The sequence below is a fragment of the Paenibacillus sp. O199 genome, from assembly GCF_001636635.1.
In the GTDB taxonomy this organism is placed as follows: Bacteria; Bacillota; Bacilli; order Paenibacillales; family Paenibacillaceae; genus Paenibacillus; species Paenibacillus marchantiae.
Genome location: NZ_LGRP01000006.1, coordinates 334,788 through 356,155, shown reverse-complemented (window position 1 = coordinate 356,155; position 21,368 = coordinate 334,788). Strand labels below are relative to the sequence as shown.

The window sequence follows — 21,368 nt, the reverse complement described above, 5'->3', positions numbered from 1 at the left end:
ATGGCGGGCGGTATGGTACCGCCACTGGCGATTGCACTCGCTACAACGTTCTTCAAATCCAAATTTACGGAGCAAGAACGCAAATCAGGTTTGACGAATTACGTGCTCGGATTTTCCTTCATCACAGAAGGTGCCATTCCATTTGCTGCGGCTGACCCGCTACGTGTTCTGACATCCTGTATTCTCGGTTCTGCTGTTGCAGGTGGATTGACTCAACTGTGGAGCATTAACGTACCTGCTCCGCATGGCGGAATCTTCGTTGCGGCACTGGCGAATCACGCATTACTCTTCCTGCTTGCTGTAGCAATCGGTGCAGTAATCTCCGGTCTGATTCTCGGACTGTGGAAAAAATCGCCGACCGTTGTGAAATAAGTCAAAGGGTAAAGTTTCCCTAAAAGTTATAAACAATCTCTATCTCATAGATTATTTAAAATAAGATGGCATCTCCTCAGTGAAATTCACTGGGGAGATGCTTTTTTATTTCGCTGCAGGTCATTCTGTGATAAGATAAATATTATCTAATTAATGAAACAACGTTTCATCTAATGAAACTATAAGGAGGGAACAGCATGTCTAATGATCAGATTAAAGGACAGGTACGCAAACAATTTGCGAAAAATGCGGAGAAATATGTGACTAGTGCCGGTCATGCCAAAGGGGATGATCTGGCATTGCTTGTGGCTTCATCTCAAGCAAGCTTGGATATGAAGGTGCTGGATATTGCCACTGGCGGAGGACATGTTGCCAATGCATTAGCTCCGCTTGTGGAGCAGGTTATCGCATTGGATTTAACGGATGAGATGTTACAAGTGGCTGAACATTTTATCCGGGGAAATGGGCACCAGAATGTGGATTTTGTTGCAGGAGATGCTGAACACGTCCCTTTCGAGGATGATTTCTTTGACCTTGTGACCTGTCGCATTGCTGCACACCATTTTCCAGACGTACCTTCCTTTGTATCAGAGGCGCTTCGAGTAATGAAACCTGGTGGCAGACTGTTATTAATTGATAATGTGGCACCTGAACATGATGAGAATGACCAATTTTACAATGAAATCGAGAAGTGGCGTGATGGAAGTCATGTTCGGGCATGGCGTAAGACGGAATGGATACGGATGTTGGAGCTTGCCGGATTTCGAATGGAAACGATGGTTTCCTTTGAGAAACACTTTATATTTGAAGACTGGTGCAACAGGGCTGGACTTCCGGAGCCGGAAAGTAGAGAGCTTGAAGCAAGCATGTTGAGCGCGCCATCTGTAATTAAGAAGTATTTCAATTTTGAAGTGGCACAGCCTGGCAGACTCGTCAGCTTCAAAGGAGAGAGTGTATATATTCAGGCGGTAAAAGGAAAATAAGGTTTCGCCATCATTAATTAATTCGTTTAAGTGGGCAAAAGCAAAATCAAAAAAGGCAGAGGGCCCGCATAAGGGACATCTGCCTTTTTAGATCGTCGTCACATAATCAAGGTTTCAGTATAACTTTGGTACACTCGTCTTCGTGTTCGTAGAAAATCCGGTAAGCTTCCTTCGCATTCTCCAGCGCAATGCGGTGAGAGATGATCTCGGTAGGGTCGAATTCGCCAGCCGTGATTTTGCGGAAAAGCTCCGGCATATAGTGAATAACAGGGGCTTGTCCCATTCTCAGGTTGATGTTTCGTTCAAACAGATTGCCTAGGGGGAACATGTTATAGGTCGAGCCATAAACACCCGTCAGTTGCATCGTCCCGAATTTGCGCACAGCCTTGATACCGATCTCAATTGCACTTAATGTACCGCCTTGAATTTTCAGCTTCTGTCCAATTTCCTCCAAAGTGGATTTCTTGCCATCCATGCCTACACAGTCGATGACAACATCCGCTCCGCCTTGGGTTATTTCGCGAATATGTTCACCCATATCATCGTAATCTTCAAAATTAAATACTTCGGAATTATTCATTCGTTTGGCTTTGTCCAGTCGATACGGAAGACGATCCACAGCAATGACTCGCTTGGCACCTTTCATCCAGGCGAATTTTTGTGCCATCAGGCCAATGGGCCCGCTGCCAAGCACAGTTACAGTGTCTCCCGGCTTCACCCCAGCGTTCTCAACACTCCAGTACGCAGTAGGGAGCACATCGGACAGGAATAACAGGGCTTCATCCTCGAGCTCACATGATTCGGGAATCACAAAAGGTATGAAATTCCCATAAGGAACACGCAAAAATTCAGCCTGACCGCCCGGATAATTTCCGTATCGTTCCGTGAAGCCAAAATAACCTCCGGTATGAACCTCCGGATTGCGGTTTGAGTTATCGCACTGGCTCTCCATGTCGTGATTGCAATAAAAGCATTCGCCGCAGGAGATGTTAAAAGGCAACACCACACGATCTCCTTTTTTTACTCGCGTCACTTCAGGTCCCACTTCCTCAACAATGCCCATCGGCTCATGGCCGATGACATAATCCTTCTGGGCTGGCAGAGCTCCCTGATATATATGAAGATCTGACCCACATATGGCTGTAGAAGTAATACGCACGATGATGTCATCCTTTTGCTGCAATCGAGGATCTTCCACCTCTTTTACTTGAATATCCTTGGTTCCTTGAAAAGTAACAGCTTTCATCTTCATATTCCTCCTAGATGTATTCCTATTAAACAACAGGCCACTTTTCTTTACGCAATGAATGGAGCAGTTCGGGGGAAGCGTTCAGGTTGTCATGCACTAGCTCTTCCGGGGTTAATGCCATCCATTGATTCAGGGAGATATCCTCAAAGCGGTCACTTCTAAACATCTCCAAAAACCATAACGTATCGGTGCCCGTATTCTGAATATAATGCCCCATGGCTACAGGAACGTATCCAACATCTCCAGCCCGATAGTCGAATGTGCGTGCAAGGCCATTCCCTCCAAAAACCGTCATTCTTCCTTGCCCGGTCAAATAGTATTGCCATTCATCCGCATTGGGATGCCAGTGAAGTTCGCGCATACCTCCAGGCTTGATTTCCACGAGTGCTGCGGCAACGGTTGTTGAGATCGGAAAGTTGGTGGAGTCCACAATGCGCACACTGCCTCCCGGTGTAACGATCGGTTTCTGGGCTAACAGCCGATGTTTGAAGGAGAGCGGAACCGTGCCATAGGGGGACTGCACTTCCTGGCTTGAGAGGGAACCAGGGACCTGATCCTGAAAAATGTAAACCTGTTCTGTTGGCATGGATTGGAACGCGGATTCGGGTATGCCAAAATTGACGGACAACACTTCCGGTGGCGTATGCGCAAACCAATCAGAGATGGATAATGTATTCAGATCGGAGAAGGACCCATCATCAAATACAAGCAAAAACTCACATCCATCGGCCAAGCCCTGAATGGAATGGGGCAGACCTTTTGGGAAAAACCACAGATCTCCCGCCCCCACATCTGCAATAAAATTACGACCTTGCTGATCCACGGACGTAATTCGTGCCGTACCCCAGATCATATACGCCCATTCCGATTGCTGATGCCAGTGCAACTCCCGTACACCTCCAGGTGTAAGGCTCATATTCACACCAGCTAGTGTCGTAGCGATGGGCAAATCCCGTACCGTAATTTCGCGGGACCAGCCGCCATGGTTCAACTGCATATGTGTATCGGAAAAAGACATTCTCAGGTTGGGTAATAAGCCGTTGTCGGTTACCGGAGGTACCAGCATATCCGGATTTTGTAGATCTCTCATCACATCCCGAGGCCCCAGATCCGGACCTCCGGCACCGTCTTTTCGTATCGGCTGCGGTATAATTAATGGCTTGCCATTGTTGTTGTTTTCATTTTTCATATGCAGATTCCTCCAGTTCATCACTTCGTCACTTCATCCATGACAGATGTCGGTATAGTGAAGATTATGAACCAGAGCCTGGCAATTATGAGGGACGGGAATAATCTGCGTTGGCGAAGTGGAAAATAACGTGAAAATTCACGATAGGTGGTGAGAGGAATGCGTAAACGTTTCAGGTTATTGCTTTACATCTGTTTCATTGTTGGGACTGTCGCTTCTTCAATCGCTGCGATGCCACTGGAGGTTCTGGCCAGTCCGGATGACATAAGGAAAGACAATGTAGCTTCTTCACAGGAACAGTTGGCTTATTCGCTTGGGGTTCAGGCTTACATATATGGCTATCCGCTGGTAGTTATGGAACAAACGAGACAGATGGCTCTGAAAACAAGGGCTCCACTCAATCAGTTTTATTACTCCAGCATGCTGGCTTCTCAGCAATATCACGATATTGTAACTCCTAATAGCAATACGCTTTATTTTAGCGCCTGGCTGGATCTCTCCAAAGGTCCGGTGGTCCTGAACGTTCCGGCTAATAAGGATGACCGTTATTACACCGTCCAAATGATTGATGCGTATACCAATACGTTCAGGAATGTGTCCAATCGTACGACAGAAAACAAGGCAGGGCAGTTCACCATCGTTGGACCGGGTAGAAGCAGTGATATCAACAAAGCGTCCATCCATGCCCCAACGCCAATCGTTTGGCTGCTCGGACGTGTGCAAGTGAATGGTAAAGAGGATCTGAACCGTGCAGTTGCTTTCGAGAAACAATTCACCCTGTCAACGCCAACCAGTAATCCTTCCAGTGGTATAACAGACGGTTCGTCTTCGAATCAGATGTCTTCCATGAAGAACGACCCGTTTGCTTTCTATAAAATCATGACGGAACAGATTCGGCAAAATCCTCCGCCCGCCTGTGATGCAGTTCTGCTGGATCAGTTCAAGCTAATCGGCATTGATCCTGCCAAGGGATTTGAATCAGCTGATCTGAATGCTGCCACGAAAGCCGGACTGTTGCGTGCCGCAAAGGATGCGCAACGTATTATTGCAAATTCAGTCAAGTCGATTCCGACCGCCAATGGATGGTATATCGGCCATGATATTGGAACCTATGGTACCCAATTTCTGCTGCGAGCTGTCGTTGCATATTCCGGTTTGGGCGCCAATGTCCCGGAGGAAGAGCTATATGCACGTGCATTTGTAGATCAAAATGGGGAAAAGCTGCATGGCAAGCAACGTTATGTGTTGCATTTTAACAAGAATGATCTTCCGCAGGTGACCGGATTTTGGTCTCTCACCCTGTATGACTCCGATTTTTATCTGGTCGATAATGCCATTGGCAGATATTCGATTGGAGATTTGACGAAAGGTTTGCTGTACAATCCTGATGGTTCACTGGACCTTTATATTCAGCAGTCTGCTCCTGAAGGGAAGGAATCGAATTGGCTTCCTGCACCACCAGGAGACTTCAATTTGGTGCTGAGGATGTTTGCTCCGAAACCATCCATGCTGGAAGGGGAATATGAAGTACCTCCGGTCGCTCGGATACAATAGGAAGCCTGGATAGCATACATGTAAGGAGTAAAATGAATCCAAAGGAACAACAAAAAGACGTGACCGATACGCTCGGTCACGTCTTTTTGAAGAAAGCTCAGACACTTTTTTTGCTTACGGGATCGGTCTTGGAGTCAAGCTGCAAAAATTCATGCTCATAAATTTCATGCACTCTGTTCAGAATGGCTGGGCCTTGCTCCGTAAACCGGAGATTAGTGGGTTTGTTTTTCATCAGGAACGTACCGGATGTAAGTTTGGTTTGCGCAATGGCAGCGTTATAAAGCAGAGAAGCTCCGTGACTTGGATGTGGGAAGAACAGCTTCATGATTGGTTTGATATAAAAGGGCAGTCCAGATGTTTTATTACCTCTGAGTGTATTGTTGCCCCCGGGGTCCACACTGAGTAACCGAATTCCTTTAGCCGCAGGGGTAGAAGCAGCTTCGCGTGTCCATAAAGACAGTGCGAGCTTTGAAGTCGCATAAGGACCGAACAGTTTTTTGAACTCGGCTGGATGTTCCAGGATGTCCAGGTTAAACTGTTTAACCATATTGAACGCACTGGTGGATGTATTAATAACGGTTTTCAAGGTGCTTTTGTGAAGAAGATCCTGTAGTTCCATGTAAATGATGTACGGCACCACGGTCTGTAATTCAAAGTGCATTTCATGTCCCTGATCGGACAAACGAAGATCGTAACCGCTGCCCCCGGCATTATTGAACAACACATCGATGGTATCCGTTTCGGATTTAATTTGATTCAGTGCTTTTCTCAGATTATCGTACTGAGTAAGATTAGCTTGAACCCAACGGAGCTGACCGGAGCGCAATCCGTCCTGAATGTCACTGTCTTCCTTCGGAAAAGCGGAACGGTTAAGGCCGATAACTTGCCAGCCTTCCGCTAACAAGGTGCGGGTCAGTTCAAGACCGATTCCCGAAGTTGATCCTGTAATTAGGGCTGTACGACGTGTATGGTTTGAATTCATATAAATACCTCCTGAGTGAATGGTGTGACAGGGCCAATCTGTCTAATGCGCTCATTCTACAATTTGGAGTCGACTCCAAGTCAAGCGTGCTGTTGGTTTATATTTTAATTTTTTGGATGCGGTATCTATAAACGCATAACAACCTTGACTTGGAGCTGACTCCAAGTTGTAAGATAGATATCAATGAAGGCGGAGGAGGTCGACTATGATGAATGATACTGAAGTGTTCTCCATTAAAGAGACGTCAGAACAGGCCGGGCTATCGGAAGACACCATTCGTTATTATGAGAAGATTGGACTTCTTCCCCGGGCTGAACGCAAGGCCAATCGCCATCGGGTATACCGTCCGGAGGACATCCAGACAATGAAGCTTATTACTTGTTTGAAAAAAACAGGCATGTCTCTGGAGGAGATGAAGCCTTATCTACAGATGTCGATGGATTCGGACCTTGAAGATTTCCCGGATGAGCGTGAAATGCTGCTGAACCATCGGAAAAAGATTGAAGCCCAGATTGTATCCTTGCAGCAGATCGTTGATTTTATCGATGAGAAGATGGAGAAGCGTAGCATGTTTCCGGATGAGTGCCCGATTACCGGGGAGAATCAGATGTCTGTATTTGAAAAGAAGAACATCTTCTCCTGAGCGCTGCTAGCCAGCGGAACAAAAAAACCACGTCATTATGACGTGGTTTTTTGGCTTATATTTAGCAGTCGATATGGAGTGTATGGCGAAGGCGCTTGATATCACTTTTGGGAGGAAGACCATACATGCGAGCGTACTCCCGACTGAATTGGGAAGGACTCTCGTACCCAACCTGGAATGCAGCATCGGCTGCATCGGTTGAACCTGCAAGCAGCATTCGCCGTGCCTCCTGCAATCGAATCTGTTTTTGATATTGTAGTGGGCTCATGGCGGTAATGGCTTTGAAATGATAATGCAATGAGGATGTACTCATGTTGATCATGGAAGCCAATTGCTCGATTCGTAGCGGATGGGCGTATTCTGAATGAATCAAATCAATGACTTGAGCGATGTGCTGTGCGTGACTGTTCTGGACTGCAAACTGCCTGATGGAATGTCCATGTTCATCCTGAATCAGGCGATATAGAACCTCGCGGATCATAAGCGGTGCAAGTACGGGAATGTCTTCAGGTGTATCCAGTAACCTGACCAATCGGATTACAGCTTCCAGAAGCGGAGGTTTGGTTGAACTTACAAACAACCCACGACGTGTTGAATTGTCAGGTTTGGTCTGTGTAGAGGGAGAATCCTGAATAAGATCAAAAATCTGACCTGAATCAAAATCAAGTCGCAGACAGAGATAGGGATGTTCTGTCGTAGCCTGTACAACTCGCCCTGAAATAGGCAAGTTTATGGAAGCAACCAAATACTGTGAAGAGTCATAGGTGTAGCTCTCTTGTCCGAGAATAACCAGTTTGGACCCTTGGGCCACAATACACAGGGCGGGTTCGTGTACGGCATGAATGGGCTCTGAAACATGGGAAGCACGAATCAAAGCAAGCGAAGGAATTGCTGTTAGATGAATCCCGTCTTCGTGGGTGAAATGGCTGATTAAGCGAGCCAATTCCTGCTGCTGCTGAATAATAGATGTATCCTGTTCCATTTTTGAAAGCATGGATTGCTGGCCCTCCTTTCCTCTTACTCGTTTAACTATTTTAGAATGTGCTGGAGGAATAGGCAAGAATACTGTGGGATTCTTCTATCGGATAGAGACTGATTCCTTACATAATGAAGGCAAGAAATTGAATCTGTTAGCAATAGAAAGGAGTGTCGTGGAAATATGGTAGGCAATAGATCAGGAGATAGACAAGAAGTGAAGCACCCATATGTTGGGATGTGGGTGACGAAGGATGGGTACATCAGGCATGAGCTTCTCCCTGACGGTCGCTATGATGAAGCACGGGGAAATAGGCAAAGTGCATATCAAGGACGATATGTAGTCGATGGAGACCATATTGAATATGTCGATGATACTGGCTTTACCGCAGATGGAGACTTTAAGGACGGCGTGCTTTATCATGCGGGCATGATTTTGTACAGAGAAAATGCACAATAAATTACCTAATAGGGAGAGAAATCAACATGTCTAATATAAAAGGGAAAGTTGTTGTGATCACTGGTGCAAGCAGCGGAATTGGGGAGGCAACGGCGCGTCTGATAGCAGAGCAGGGAGCACATGTTGTCATTGGTGCAAGACGAGTGGAACGTCTAGAGGCGCTGGCGTCCTCCATTCGCTCGGAAGGTGGTTCAGTAGAATATCATACACTTGATGTTACACAGCTTGAAGAAATGCAAACGATCGTAGAGCTTGCGCTCAATCGTTATGGACGTTTGGATGTGATTGTTAATAATGCGGGAGTCATGCCGCTATCACCCCTTGAAGCACTAAAAGTGGACGAGTGGAATCGTATGATTGATGTTAACATTCGCGGTGTTCTACACGGCATTGCAGTTGGGCTGCCTGTTATGAAAGAACAGGGTTCCGGCCAGTTTATTAATATCGCCTCCATCGGAGCTTATGCCGTGACACCAACAGCCGCGGTATATTGTGCAACCAAATACGCAGTCCGTGCGATCTCGGAGGGTCTGCGCCAGGAGGTAGGCGCAGATGTCCGCGTGACCCTTGTATCGCCAGGTGTGACTGAATCCGAACTTGCCGAATCCATCTCTGATGATGAAGCACGCGAGCTTATGAAAGATTATCGACGCATATCCATTCCGGCCACGGCTATTGCTCAGAGTATTCTGTACGCGATCAACCAGCCGGCTGTGGTGGATGTGAATGAAATCGTGGTGAGACCCACAGCAAGCATGGCTTAAATCTCGCAGTAAGACACTAAAGATGTCCACAACCATATGTACGGGTTGGGGGCGTCTTTTTATACCCTGAAAGAGAGCTCGTCTGGGTTGCAATATGGTATAGTATGATCAAGTAACGCACCAGAGAGAGGGGAATAATACATTGACGCTGCAACAGCTAAAATATGTGATTGAAGTCGCCACGCGTGGCTCGATGAATGAAGCCGCCAAGCGGCTGTTTATTTCCCAGCCCAGCCTGTCGAATGCCATCCGGGATCTGGAGCAGGAGCTGCGGATTACCATTTTTGAACGCACGAATAAAGGGATAACCTTGTCCAAAGAAGGCGTGGAATTTCTAAGTTATGCACGCCAGGTAGTGGAGCAGGCGGAATTACTGGAGAATCGTTATTTGAACGCGAAGCCGTCTCCGCAACATTTTTCCGTCTCCACACAGCACTATGCGTTTGCAGTAAATGCCTTCGTGAAGCTGGTGCAGCAGTATGGACAGGATGAATATGAACTGGCTCTGCGGGAAACGAAAACGTATGAGATTATCCAGGATGTAAAAAGCCTGCGCAGCGAAATTGGCATACTATATCTGAATGAATTCAATTCCAAGGTAATTAACAAATTGCTTAAGGATGCGGGGCTGGTGTTCAACAGTCTGTTTGTTGCCAAGCCGCATATTTTTATCAGTGTGCAAAATCCGCTGGCGAAGCAGGAATCGGTTGCGATTGAACAGCTTCAGGATTATCCTTACCTGTCCTTTGACCAGGGGGAGTATAACTCCTTCCATTTTTCAGAGGAGATCCTAAGCACGCTTTCTCATCCCAAAAGCATACAGGTTAACGACCGAGCCACGCTGTTTAATCTGCTGATCGGTTTGAACGGATACACCATCTCAACAGGTGTGCTTAGTGCCGACCTGAATGGGAATGAGATTATCCCCGTCCCGCTGGAGTGTGAAGAGACCATTAATGTTGGCTGGATCAGCCATAAGAATGCTTCGCTTTCCAATCTGGGCGTGGAGTATGTCCAGGCTCTGCATGAGGCGATTCAATCCTAAATGGTCATGGGAAAACCGTTTCCGTTCCAGCGGAGTCGGTTTTTTTTTAGAAACACACTTATACTTATAATCATTGCGTAAAAGTACGAAGGGAGAACGGTCAGTGCGTGTTTTATACCGAAATAAGAGTGAACAGCATGAGTTGACGATATATGATACATCCAAGCTTTATGGAGATAAGGGCCGATTTCGTGTGCTAGAATTCTCCAATGCAGCAGTTCAGGGGGCAATGGATCTGGACGAGCCATCCCGAATGGTGCTGGAGTATCCAAGGGCGATGGTTCACCTGATGGAACGAAATAATCCCGATTATGAATCGGTTTTTATAATTGGACACGGCATCGGAACCCTATCAAGCTACTTGTCTAACCGTCAACTAAAAGTCGCTGAACTCGATGCGGAAGTCATTGAGCTCAGCAGAACTTTCTTTGGATATCGTGGAGATCATGTGCTGGTTGGTGACGGTCGTGAACTATTGGAGCAGGAGGCATCAGGCTCATACCATTATATTATTGTAGATGCTTTTACGGCTGCGGGAACACCTGCACAGTTTACTTCAAGCTCATTTTTCACGATGCTAAAAGACAAATTGCATTCTGGTGGTATCGTATTGCTGAATGTATTTGGGCGTGCGGGCAATGACAGACTGGTGAATGCGATTCATACCACGTTACAGGAACACTTCGCTTATACGCGCTCATTTGCATTGCCAGCTGAAACAACGGATGAAGTCCAAAATCGTATTTTGGTCGGTTGTGACGGACCGATTTCATTTCAAACGCGTCATATGGCTGGGTTTGTAGAACAGCAGCCTGGTGAGGGATATGTTATTGTGGATTCAAATGAATCTTAATCTCAAATACAGTTAAAGATGATTTCGAAGAAAAGTGTCATATCATGTTATCAATTGTCATTAAATCGTCAATCTTACTATGTAATTATTCGAACTTCACAAACTATTTATTTCTTCTTAACAACTTTCATATAAGATAGAAGGAATATGCCTTTTCATGAAAAACCGGGGGAAGCAATAATGATCGCAAAGAATAAAACATCCAGATTAAGAAGAAAAGTAAGGGAGATCAAAAAAATCAGCCTTACCGCTCTGTTGAGTGGATTGGTCACCATTGCCGTTTTGATGACATTGACCATTATGTTTATTTCGTCTTATACATCCCAGAAGCAATCGCTGATTGATAATACGCTCTCACTTAATTATTCAAGTGCCGTGCAGATGAGCCAAACACTGGACTCGTTGTTTCAATCCATGCAGGGCAGTTTGAAGTATTCAGCCAACTATTTTCCGGATATAGACTATGCAGACGCCAAAAAACTAGATCCCACACTGGATTTGATTCGAAACAGCAGTAATTATTTCAATTCGGTTTCTCTGATAGATGAATCGGGAATAATCCGGGGTTCATCTCCTTATTTGGAAAAAAGCCTCGGACAGCCTATAACTTCTAATGCAGCGAAAAATGCGTTTAAATCGAGGTCTTCCTATATATCCGAAGCGTATCGTGCGCCTTATTCGGAACGCAGAGTCGTTTTTGTGAGTGAACCGATCTTCAGTCCATCAGGTGAATTCAAAGGTTTAATTAGTGGGAGCATCTATCTACAGGAAAATAACATTTTGAATCTGTCATTTGGCAGCCAACTGAGGACCAGTAATGGCTCTTATTTTTATATTGTGGATGCCAACGGGACGTTGTTGTTTCACCCGGATACGGAAAGAATCGGTGAAAATCTAAGCAAAAATCAAGTGGTGCAGAAATTGCTTAACGACCAGACGGGCAAAGAACAATATAAGAATCTGGCGGGTGTAGATTCACTCGCAGGTTATTATAAGGTCCCGACAACAGATTGGGGAGTTGTCGTTGTATCTCCAACCCAGATGGTATACGATCAGCTGAATCAACATATTCGCATGTTGCTGCTGTACACTTCAATTCCGTTTATCATTCTGACACTTATCGTTATTCGTGTAGCGCGCAAGCTGGCCAGTCCATTTGTTTATCTTGCAGACCTGGTTAACCAGGTGGATCAGGGTAAAGTAGATCTGCCTGTAATGAAGCCGCATTGGAACAGGGAAGCGGATTTGTTAACACGAACCGTGCTGACTGCATTGGCGAATTTTCGCAAGCAGAAGGATCAACTTACTTATGATGCCAGAACGGATGTATTAACCGGAATGACCAATCGTAGAACATTTGAAGAAGTCATTCAGCAGTGGATTGATGAAGAAGTTCCGTTCTCCATTGTGGTACTGGATATTGATCGCTTCAAATCCATAAACGATACGTATGGGCATCATGCGGGGGATCAGGTTCTGAAGCATATCGCGAATATCATTAAACTGTCAGTTCGGACGCAGGATATATGTTCCCGGTTTGGCGGGGAGGAGTTTGTTGTGTTATTGCGACATACGGATTCCAAAACAGCGTATCAGATTGCCGAGCATATCCGTGTATCGGTGGAACAAAGTATATTGCCCATTGATCGTTCTGTGACGATTTCGGCAGGCATTGCCGAATATCCACTGCATTCCACAACGGCGACAGAGTTGTTCCATTTGGCGGATAATGCGTTATATCAAGCCAAGGAAGAGGGACGTAATCGGACCATTACCATTCAAACGGTCATAAAATAAGGTTTACTCATCTTTCATTTCGAAATCAAAAGAAGCTAATCCCATCGAAGAGAGGGATAGCTTCTTTTGTCTTTTGTTTAGACATCTTGTGATCTGGCCTGGACTTCATTTGTATACTGTTCTCCCCAGTCTCGCATGCTGTAAATAATCGGCTGGAGCGTTTCTCCAAACGGTGTAAGCGAATATTCCACTTTGGGTGGAACCTGAGGATAGATTTCCCTGTGAACAATTCCGCTGCTTTCCAGCTCTCTTAATTGGAGAGTTAACATCCGCTGAGTAATATCAGGGAATAACTTTCTAATCTCGTTGAATCTTAACGAGCCGGAGAATAGGTGATATAGAATCGCACCTTTCCATTTGCCTCCAATGACGCTCAGCGTGACTTCGACGGAACAGCCATAAGGCGAGGGGCACCCATCGGCCGGGTTTTTTCTCATTATAATTGCACCTCCAGTTCGTGGTGGTTATTTATAGTATCAATTTTAGTACTACAGCACATAAATGTACATATCACTCATCTATGAGCATATCACTTCTCCCTTGGATTATAAACCCCATCCCATACATCTGCATGAAGATAAAACAACAAAGAACCCCGGTTTCGTATCACGAAACACCGAGGTTCTCAGGAATGAAAGGCTTGATTAGAATAAAGTGTCCAGGGAGTAAGCTCCTGCACCCGCAAGTGCAACACCGATCAGTGATCCGAGCATAACCAGATTGTACTCGAATCCTCCGTTCAGATTCCAAAGTCCTTTACCTGCATGAACTTTTGCTATGGCAACAACCATAGGGATGATGAGCAAAATGACAGCAAAACCAGTCCACAGACCTGCTCCAAACAGGAATCCGCCGATCAACTCAATAAGGCCTCCACAGACAGCCATAACTCTTGCGGGCCTCAGACCAATCGCCCCGAAAAATTCGGCTGTTCCTGATATGCCTTCTCCACCAAACCAGCCAAACAGTTTCTTGCATGCATGACCCATCATAATGAAACCAATAACAAGTCGAATGATAAGTAATCCGGCGTCTAACATGTGCTTCTTTCCTCTTCTCTAGTTGTATAAAATGATTGGTCTTATATCGTATGAATGTCAGATCAGCGACGCCAGAATGGTATCACATAACGCCATGGTTTCAATATTATCCTTACCACTGGAATGTGGATCAGATTTGTTCTGACAGCATTCCATAAAATGAGCCATCTCCCCTACAAATCCTCGTAAGTAGAGGTCGCGATAAGCGCCTGACATAGGAGAGCCGGAGGGAGTGAAAACAGTATCCTGCTCCTCAAGGGATTTCCAGGGAAGGTTATCCCCTGTACGAGATTGATGAACCGTAAGTGTATTAATCTCATCTGCTAACGCAAATCCGTCGTCAAAGGTGACTAGTACACTTTCGCTTTCGCGTGACCATGCACTCATGCCAACAAAGTAGGCACTGCCCACCACACCATGATCAAATTTCAGGGAAATGCCCTGGTTAATATGTTCTCCGTCCTTAACCGTTGTGCCTGTGACCTGTACGGCTTCCCCGAACAGAAAACGCATCAGATCGACCATATGAATGGCAGCGAGCTTCATGAATTGTTCCTCATCCTTGCAGAATGGTGTGCTATCTACAGCAAATTTCATTTGGAAAGAACGTGCTCTCCCCAATGATCCACCATCAATCAGTTCCTTGAGTTTCATGTAGACCGGCGCATATCGTTTCATGAATCCAACCATAACAACCACACCGGCCTTTTGGGCAGCTTCAGCCACAGCAGCAGCTTCGGCAGCGTTCCATCCGAGGGGTTTATCCACGTATACATTTTTGCCAGCCCGGATGCATTCAAGGGCAAGTGCTGTCTGATCCTCTGGTTGCGCCACAACAACGACGCCGTCACAGTCTTCATTCTGCAGCATCAGCTGAGTATTGTCATAGGCTTTCCCTCTGCTCCCAAAACGAAGGAGAGCCGCCTCGGACCGTTCAATACTGCGGGTGGCGATGGCCTGAATGTCTGCTCCTGCTTCAACAGCAGATGGATATATATTCGTGGATGCATGGAATCCTGCACCGATAAAACAAAGTTTGGCTTTTCTCATACGGACCTCTCCTTTAAATTCATATCACCATTTTTAATGATTAGATTTTGTAGCTTAAATGCTTCAGCATCTGTCCGGCAATGGTGTTGTTAACGCTATGAGGAACCGGCTGTGGTCCGAGGGTGAGATGTTGGCGTTGCTGTACAAGATATAGGAGGGAGGCGGCTTGCAGGGACAAGCCTAGATCCATCGTTTCGGCAGGGTTGCCGCTGCCACCAGCCAGGTTCAGCATCTCGCCTTGAGTAAGTAGCATGAGTCGACGTCCGTTGGTTAATGTAAATTGTTCGATATCCGCTGTCAGTTGTTCCGTATGCTCCGCCTCCTGACGGAGACTTTCCAGATCCATCTCCCAAGAAAAATGTCCGGCATTGGCGAGGATCGTTCCATCATTCATTTGATTAAAATGTTCCTTCAGAATGGCGTTAGGACGGCCAGTGACAGTAATGTACACTTGGGCAAATGCAAATGTATCCTCCAATCGTGCCACTCTGAACCCATCCAGCGCCGCTTCCAGACCGGCAATCGGATCGGTTTCAACAACGACGACCTGACTGCCCAGATTCCGCAAATATCTGGCGATGCCTCGTCCACAGGTTCCATAACCTACGATGACGAAACGACGTGTAGGCAGAATCAGGTTTGTAGTACGCATGAAACCTTCAATAATGGTCTGTCCGACACCATGTTCATTTTCCATGATTCGTTTGAGTGGACTATCATTAATAACAATGATGGGGAAAGGAATGTTCTCATCCGTCTCTTCACGCAGAAGATTGGCCCCGGTCGTTGTCTCCTCCGTACCACCAATAAGAGAGTTAGTATCATACTGTTGAATGAAGGTACGCGCCAGATCAGCTCCATTATCCATGAGGAGATGGGGTTGGTGACCAAGTACACTTTGGATATTTTGCAGGTGCTCATTGCGCCTGTCCGCACGTTGACCATATACCGTGATGCCTTCTTCTTGCAGAGCTGCTGCGACGGCGTCTTTGGTTGTACCCGGGCTGCCACTCAATACAACGTTGGCTCCACCTGCTTGGAGTGTGCGGCATAATACAGCTGTTTTAGGTTCTACATGAATACATATACCGATGGTTAAACCAGCAAAAGGCAGCTCTTTGGCAAAATGGGATTTCAATTCCCCGAGCAGGGGCATATGCATTTCCGTCCAGTGAATGCTGCGTTTTCCTTCTTCAATACGTTCATGTGTTGTGTTCTTGATCGTCATGCAAAACTCCCCTTTTCTATGCAAGGTATAGCGTGTCCAACAGGACACTTGATCTGCTTAATGTCTACGATAGGGAGTTTGATGGGGTTAAAAAAGGACATATGTCCTATTCATTGCAGCTTGGAAAAAAGGTATTGCAAACTTATTACAGAGCATGTATACTCTTAATTACGGTAAAACAAGCAATTGCTTGACCGGAGTACTTTTCATCCATGATGAGAAGATACATATTATGCGGTCGTGGCGGAATTGGCAGACGCGCACGGTTCAGGTCCGTGTGGGCTAACCCCCGTGGAGGTTCGAGTCCTCTCGACCGCATCGAAGAAAAAAGCTCGCAAAATTGCTCTAAAGGCAATTCGCGAGCTTTTTTTGTTTTTTTTATTTATTGAAAATGAATTGTTGCACACATAGGCCTGCAATCGCTCCAGCAATACCAAAGAGCGCAACACTTGCCATCACCTCATATGCCTGGAAGCGAAACAAAAAGGCGATGCCGCTGCCAAATGTCGTTCCTGCGAGAAATCCGAGAGAAATTCCTATTTCTTTGGTTAATTTCATAGGTTCACCTGCTTGGGAATGTGAGTTTGGGGTTTGCAAATTTTTAATACAGGAAGTAAAGTGTGATCAGGAAAATACTCACATTTTATTTCCTTTTTTCATTTTGTGGTTTTAACCATGTAATTATGCATGATATTTCTTAAGGGAGGTTAAAAACGGATGAATATGAACAACCGAATTGCCGTATGGAACGAAGAAGCGCAAAATTGTACTTGTGGGCATGATCATCGGTTGGTGCAAATGCAGGTCTATCTGGAGCATGGAGCTATTCAGCGGTTACCTGGCTATTTGTCCGAGCAAGGGTACAGACATGTAACAGTGGTATATGATCGATTTACAGGTCCGGCAGCGGGACACGAGGTGGTAAAGAACATCCGAGAAGCGGGCGTTCATGTGGATGAGATATGCATGCCAGAGAACAAAGCAGGCGACGTGATCGCCGATGAGGGTGGGATTGTGCAGGTACTGCTCGGTGTGAAACAAGAAAGTCAGGCGATCATTGCTGCTGGTTCAGGGACCATTCATGATCTGGTGCGATTTGTTTGCTCCAAAATGAACAAGCCCTTTCTGTCAGTGCCTACAGCAGCTTCGGTTGACGGATTTACCTCAGCGGGTGCACCTCTTATTGTAAGCGGCGTCAAACAGACGTTCCAGGCGGTACCGCCTAAAGCTATTTTTGCGGACATCGATATTTTGGAGCAAGCCCCCCAAGAGATGAATGCAGCCGGATTCGGAGATATGCTTGGTAAATATACATCACTGGCGGACTGGGTGGTTTCCAGGGATCTGGGTGGAGAACCGTTCTGCCCCGTAGCTTATCGCATGACAGAAGAAGCACTAACTTCCTGTGTGGAGCATGTACAAGGGATCGCTGAAGGACGGGCCGATGGTGTGAGTGTATTGATGGATGCGCTGATTGCTTCCGGCATTTCCATGCTAATCATTGATCATTCTCGTCCGGCATCCGGTGGAGAACATCATCTGTCTCATCGGTGGGAGATGGATCTGATGGAGTCAGGGCACAAGCCTGTTTTGCATGGTGCCAAGGTGGGAGTGGCCTGTGCACTGCTTACCATAAAATACAAAGATCTTGCACAAAAATCCGACGAGCCGGTATTCCAGGTATACAATAATCTGCCGGATGCATCTCAGCTTATAGCTTGGCTTGAGCAAGTTGGGGGACCTACAACGACTGAACAACTAGGTGTATCCATGGAGATGGTGGAACATGCTTTCAACACAGCTCATTTGCTTCGTGATCGTTATACGGGACTGAAATATATCAACGAGATTCTAAACGTGGGTTCGAAATAAGGATGGGAAAAATAATATGAACAAGTGTTATCTTATGCATTTATTTGTACGTACAAATTATGAGTGGATCCTGTAATGTACGAGACAAGGAAGTGTTGTTGTTTGCGCTAGAGGTGCTTGTGCTTAATTCGATAGCAACAAATCACATGAATTTTTGGGAAACACAGTCATACAGCGAATAAGGATAGATCGAACCAAACGTTATACGAGCTGAATTAGAGTTTGAATTAAGCCTACTCCCTTAAGGGACAGGCTTTTTTTATACTTTATATAAAGTGTTGGGTTAAATTGTTCGTACAAATATATTATGAAAATGAAGCTAACGACGAAGTTATATTTCTTTAAATGATCCATAATTTAATGGACTGGTTGGTTATCATCAATGAGGTACATATGGGTATAAGTCGTCACGCATTTCGACAATGGGATTTTCGCCTCGTTCAGAGAGCACGCTGTACCGGCCCAGGTTAAGGAGTGACTGGGAATGAAGGAATGATGCATCCAAAGCTGTTTGGAGGGCAGGAGGGCCGCTTATCGCCCCTGAGAGACGATGCTGAGTACACCCGACTGGAGAAATGGTAACCTAATAAAATTTGTACGATGAAAGTGGTATTTTAAAAAGGCTCTGTCTTTCCCAATGGGGAGAGGACAGAGCCTTTTGGTAGTTCGCTAATTTAGTTATTGTGGCGATCTTTCAAGATGACATCTGCGAACAAAATAGTTTTCGGGATGCGGAAAAATTGTTCCGCTTGTTCCTGAAACGCAGCAGAAGGCAGCGTTCCCTGATGCAGCCATTTGCGGAAAGTGCCGGGGTGAACCCCGATCCAGTGGCTGACATCTGTCACCGACAAATCATGGACCATACACAAGCCTGTCAGAATACGGTTGCTAACCGGAGAACGGGTCACCGTACGCTTCATGAAGCGGGAAGGCTCGGGCTGACAAATGACAGGGCTTTTGCGTACCACTTCTTCATTAAAAAGAATGTGGCGCGGGTAGCCGAGCAATTGGCATGCCTTGTCCAAATTGGTACTGCCGGGTATCCGTCCTTCATACACCCACGCGCTGACGCTGCGTGAAGAGATGGATAGATCTTCGGCGAGCTGAGACAACTTGATATCATTGGCCATCAGCACGGCAAGAAGAACACGGTTGCGGATTTGACAGCGTGTCGGTTTTCGGAATCGTTTAACACGGACGCCTTTTCCCAAATATTTACGGTTGATCAGAGACCACGCCTGGATGGAATGTTGTTCTGGTTGATTAGGCATATTTCCTCCGATTTTTTTAACCAAATACTACAATAAGTACGGGGGTACTTTCAAGTGCCGGGTGCACCTGTTTCAAATGAGTGGATGCGCGAATCCGCTACAAAGGAGGAATTATGAACTAGACCAGACGCAATTCACATCCTAGTATATTCCTAGATTACAATGTTTCACTAAATTTAAGGGATCAAATAGATAATGAATAAAAATAAAATGAGTCTAATTACCTATTAGTGAGACTTTAGTACTTTTATCTATTTTTTGTTGATATGATGCGGTTTATTTCCCTGATTTACCCATAAATATTCGAATCCCGTTAAAGGAACCCATTTCCAATGTGCACAAATCTGAAATTAGAAATCCGCGTGTTCAGCAAGGCATGTGGACTGTCAAAATCTCTTATTCTTACATATCTTGTATGGAGATCAAGTGAGAGGGAGAGGTGAGAAACGTGAGTCCATCCGTAAGTACCTTTGCTGCCATTTCAGGGGCGTTCATGACGTTTGCTTTTGGTGGATGGGATCAGCTGCTTAGCTTGCTGGCGGTTGCAATGGCTGTGGATTATATTACGGGTCTCGCTGCGGCAGTAAGAACGGGTAAAGGATTGAATAGTAATGTTGGATTCTGGGGGCTCGCGCGCAAAGGTCTCATGCTAACAGTTATTCTGCTTGCCCACCGAATTGACATGCTCATGGGAACTGACATCATTAAAGGGGGAGCCATCTACTTTTATCTGGTGAATGAGCTGATATCCATTACCGAAAATTATGCCCGCATTGGGCTTCCATTGCCTGACAAGCTCAGACAGGCTATAGCGGTGCTGAAAAAACAGGAGGGGTTGTCTGACAGGGAGTGGCCTCAACCACAGCCGAACGTGGAGAATAAGGAGACAAAAGAACAAGCAGCAGAAGTCGTACCGGAAAAACAGACAAACCAAAGTGAACAGACGGATAATATGTCTCAGGAGAAATCCAAAGGGAATGAAAGCAGCACCGATTAGATTGTCTTTGAAGAGAACGTTTCCAAGTATCCTTTCGTAATAGAGGACGTTATGATATATTTTGGATACAAGAAAATTCATTCATACTAATTATTATACTTAAATGAGGTGCTTGTCTGATGATTAAACATATTGTTCTGTTTAAAATGAAAGATCGTTCTCCTGAAAGTATCGAAGCGGCTGCGAATGTTCTTCGCAATCTGCAAGGGAAAATTGATGTTCTGGTCTCGCTTGAAGTGGGTATCGACGTGCTTCGTTCGGACAGATCTTTTGACATCTCACTTACGGCAGAATTTGCATCACTGGAAGATCTTCAGGCATATCAGGTGCATCCGCTGCATCAAGAAGTCATCAAGTATATGAACGAGGTCAGAGAGCAGTCGATTGCAGTGGACTACGAAATCTAATCTGTTATTCATTCTACTTTGGATAGGGGACTCTGCATGAGCGATTTAAGAGACGTTATGGAATTTTTATATATTTTTGTCGTGTTTCTGATCGCTTGTCCTGTGATGTTATTTTGGCTGAAGCGAAGAGGAAAAAGGAACCGATAATTCACTGAACGGGAAGTGAACACATTGTATTACGTAAACAGAGAACAGATTGCCCGCCGGCTTGCTGCCGTACCGGAGGTGGCTGAAGGTCTTCGTCGCGCGTCACAAGCTTGGGATGGCAGTCTCATGCTGGGTCTGGTACAGGAACGCTGTCTTCATCTGGCGATTGAAATCGTTACGGATGTTGGGAGTTATCTCATTGATGGCTTCATCATGCGTGATGCGAGCAGTTATGACGATATTATTGAAATTAACCACGAAGAGAAAGTTTTTGATCATGCAACCTATGAGGTGCTTAGTCGCCTCGTATCGTTGCGCAAGCCGCTCGTTCAGGACTATTACAGCTGGGAGCGGTCTGAACTGCATCCGCTGAGCAGTGACTTGCCGGGCGTGCTTGAACATTTTTCCCATCAGGTCAATACCTATGTGGAAAAAGAACTCGGACCTTTCCAGACTGCACAGGCCGAGGGACAGAGCAAGGAATGAGGGG

Annotated in this window: 21 protein-coding genes, 1 tRNA gene and 2 pseudogenes; 14 read left to right on the top strand and 10 right to left on the bottom strand. The window is 45.8% G+C overall.

Features of this window, described 5'->3' with window-relative positions:
• Both A6049_RS34030 and A6049_RS12420 read left to right on the top strand, forming a co-directional pair.
• Positions 1–372: pseudogene (locus A6049_RS34030) on the top strand (PTS fructose transporter subunit IIC); the annotation flags it as partial.
• A 197-nt stretch (positions 373–569) separates the two neighbouring features.
• Positions 570–1,355: a class I SAM-dependent methyltransferase gene (locus tag A6049_RS12420; protein WP_063564921.1), complete on the top strand. Its 786-nt coding sequence runs from the start codon at positions 570–572 to the stop codon at positions 1,353–1,355.
• A gap of 106 nt (positions 1,356–1,461) precedes the next feature.
• On the opposite strand, the gene A6049_RS12415 is transcribed toward A6049_RS12420, so the two are convergent.
• Together A6049_RS12415 and A6049_RS12410 are read right to left on the bottom strand one after the other, a co-directional pair.
• Positions 1,462–2,601 carry a zinc-dependent alcohol dehydrogenase gene (locus tag A6049_RS12415; RefSeq protein WP_063564920.1) on the bottom strand — a complete coding sequence of 380 codons (1,140 nt, stop codon included), beginning with the start codon at positions 2,599–2,601 and terminating at the stop codon, positions 1,462–1,464.
• Positions 2,602–2,629: 28 nt separating this feature from the next.
• On the bottom strand, positions 2,630–3,793 hold the full coding sequence (locus A6049_RS12410) for an oxalate decarboxylase family bicupin (protein ID WP_063564919.1): 1,164 nt from the start codon (positions 3,791–3,793) through the stop codon (positions 2,630–2,632).
• A gap of 159 nt (positions 3,794–3,952) precedes the next feature.
• On the opposite strand from A6049_RS12410, the gene A6049_RS12405 reads away from it, so the two are divergent.
• A complete protein-coding gene (locus A6049_RS12405; protein ID WP_095206068.1) occupies positions 3,953–5,347 on the top strand; it encodes a DUF1254 domain-containing protein in 1,395 nt (464 codons plus the stop codon).
• 97 nt (positions 5,348–5,444) lie between these two features.
• Here A6049_RS12405 and A6049_RS12400 read toward each other — a convergent pair whose 3' ends face one another.
• Positions 5,445–6,329 carry an SDR family NAD(P)-dependent oxidoreductase gene (locus A6049_RS12400; protein WP_063564918.1) on the bottom strand — a complete coding sequence of 295 codons (885 nt, stop codon included), beginning with the start codon at positions 6,327–6,329 and terminating at the stop codon, positions 5,445–5,447.
• A gap of 205 nt (positions 6,330–6,534) precedes the next feature.
• Between A6049_RS12400 and A6049_RS12395 the strand changes: the two genes are divergently transcribed.
• Positions 6,535–6,972 carry a MerR family transcriptional regulator gene (locus tag A6049_RS12395; protein WP_063564917.1) on the top strand — a complete coding sequence of 146 codons (438 nt, stop codon included), beginning with the start codon at positions 6,535–6,537 and terminating at the stop codon, positions 6,970–6,972.
• A gap of 61 nt (positions 6,973–7,033) precedes the next feature.
• On the opposite strand, the gene A6049_RS12390 is transcribed toward A6049_RS12395, so the two are convergent.
• The gene (locus tag A6049_RS12390) at positions 7,034–7,966 is read right to left on the bottom strand and encodes an AraC family transcriptional regulator (RefSeq protein WP_095206067.1); all 933 of its coding nucleotides are present in this window, start codon (positions 7,964–7,966) and stop codon (positions 7,034–7,036) included.
• Positions 7,967–8,131: 165 nt separating this feature from the next.
• Between A6049_RS12390 and A6049_RS12385 the strand changes: the two genes are divergently transcribed.
• From A6049_RS12385 to A6049_RS12365, 5 genes are all read left to right on the top strand, one after another.
• The gene (locus A6049_RS12385; protein WP_063564916.1) at positions 8,132–8,407 is read left to right on the top strand and encodes an Atu4866 domain-containing protein; all 276 of its coding nucleotides are present in this window, start codon (positions 8,132–8,134) and stop codon (positions 8,405–8,407) included.
• A 26-nt stretch (positions 8,408–8,433) separates the two neighbouring features.
• Positions 8,434–9,171: an SDR family oxidoreductase gene (locus A6049_RS12380; protein ID WP_063564915.1), complete on the top strand. Its 738-nt coding sequence runs from the start codon at positions 8,434–8,436 to the stop codon at positions 9,169–9,171.
• Between the two features lie 142 nt (positions 9,172–9,313).
• Positions 9,314–10,216, top strand: a complete 903-nt coding sequence (locus tag A6049_RS12375) for a LysR family transcriptional regulator (RefSeq protein WP_053783582.1) — start codon at positions 9,314–9,316, stop codon at positions 10,214–10,216.
• Between the two features lie 103 nt (positions 10,217–10,319).
• A complete protein-coding gene (locus tag A6049_RS12370) occupies positions 10,320–11,069 on the top strand; it encodes a spermidine synthase (RefSeq protein WP_063564914.1) in 750 nt (249 codons plus the stop codon).
• A 180-nt stretch (positions 11,070–11,249) separates the two neighbouring features.
• A complete protein-coding gene (locus tag A6049_RS12365) occupies positions 11,250–12,866 on the top strand; it encodes a sensor domain-containing diguanylate cyclase (protein WP_063564913.1) in 1,617 nt (538 codons plus the stop codon).
• A 77-nt stretch (positions 12,867–12,943) separates the two neighbouring features.
• On the opposite strand, the gene A6049_RS12360 is transcribed toward A6049_RS12365, so the two are convergent.
• The 4 genes from A6049_RS12360 to A6049_RS12345 form a co-directional block, all read right to left on the bottom strand.
• Entirely contained in the window at positions 12,944–13,303 is a 360-nt protein-coding gene (locus A6049_RS12360; RefSeq protein WP_063564912.1) for a winged helix-turn-helix transcriptional regulator, read from the bottom strand.
• Positions 13,304–13,510: 207 nt separating this feature from the next.
• Positions 13,511–13,906, bottom strand: coding sequence for a DoxX family protein (locus tag A6049_RS12355; RefSeq protein WP_063564911.1), 396 nt, complete (start codon positions 13,904–13,906; stop codon positions 13,511–13,513).
• 57 nt (positions 13,907–13,963) lie between these two features.
• A complete protein-coding gene (locus A6049_RS12350) occupies positions 13,964–14,956 on the bottom strand; it encodes a Gfo/Idh/MocA family protein (RefSeq protein WP_063564910.1) in 993 nt (330 codons plus the stop codon).
• 40 nt (positions 14,957–14,996) lie between these two features.
• The gene (locus A6049_RS12345) at positions 14,997–16,184 is read right to left on the bottom strand and encodes an adenosylhomocysteinase (protein WP_095206066.1); all 1,188 of its coding nucleotides are present in this window, start codon (positions 16,182–16,184) and stop codon (positions 14,997–14,999) included.
• 234 nt (positions 16,185–16,418) lie between these two features.
• Between A6049_RS12345 and A6049_RS12340 the strand changes: the two genes are divergently transcribed.
• A tRNA-Leu gene (locus A6049_RS12340) sits at positions 16,419–16,502 on the top strand.
• Positions 16,503–16,562: 60 nt separating this feature from the next.
• On the opposite strand, the gene A6049_RS12335 is transcribed toward A6049_RS12340, so the two are convergent.
• Positions 16,563–16,742, bottom strand: a complete 180-nt coding sequence (locus tag A6049_RS12335; RefSeq protein WP_063564909.1) for a hypothetical protein — start codon at positions 16,740–16,742, stop codon at positions 16,563–16,565.
• 159 nt (positions 16,743–16,901) lie between these two features.
• Here A6049_RS12335 and A6049_RS12330 point away from each other — a divergent pair, with 159 nt between their 5' ends.
• Complete coding sequence (locus A6049_RS12330; protein ID WP_063564908.1) at positions 16,902–18,056, top strand: sn-glycerol-1-phosphate dehydrogenase; 1,155 nt, start codon at positions 16,902–16,904, stop codon at positions 18,054–18,056.
• Positions 18,057–18,730: 674 nt separating this feature from the next.
• Here A6049_RS12330 and A6049_RS12325 read toward each other — a convergent pair.
• Positions 18,731–19,327, bottom strand: coding sequence for a helix-turn-helix domain-containing protein (locus A6049_RS12325; RefSeq protein ID WP_024629188.1), 597 nt, complete (start codon positions 19,325–19,327; stop codon positions 18,731–18,733).
• Between the two features lie 439 nt (positions 19,328–19,766).
• Between A6049_RS12325 and A6049_RS12320 the strand changes: the two are divergent.
• The 3 genes and pseudogenes from A6049_RS12320 to A6049_RS12310 all read left to right on the top strand — a co-directional run.
• Positions 19,767–20,159 (top strand): annotated as a pseudogene (locus A6049_RS12320) (phage holin family protein); the annotation flags it as partial.
• A 284-nt stretch (positions 20,160–20,443) separates the two neighbouring features.
• Complete coding sequence (locus A6049_RS12315; protein ID WP_063564906.1) at positions 20,444–20,731, top strand: Dabb family protein; 288 nt, start codon at positions 20,444–20,446, stop codon at positions 20,729–20,731.
• Between the two features lie 171 nt (positions 20,732–20,902).
• The gene (locus tag A6049_RS12310; RefSeq protein WP_063564905.1) at positions 20,903–21,364 is read left to right on the top strand and encodes a DUF86 domain-containing protein; all 462 of its coding nucleotides are present in this window, start codon (positions 20,903–20,905) and stop codon (positions 21,362–21,364) included.
• Positions 21,365–21,368 lie beyond the last annotated feature (4 nt).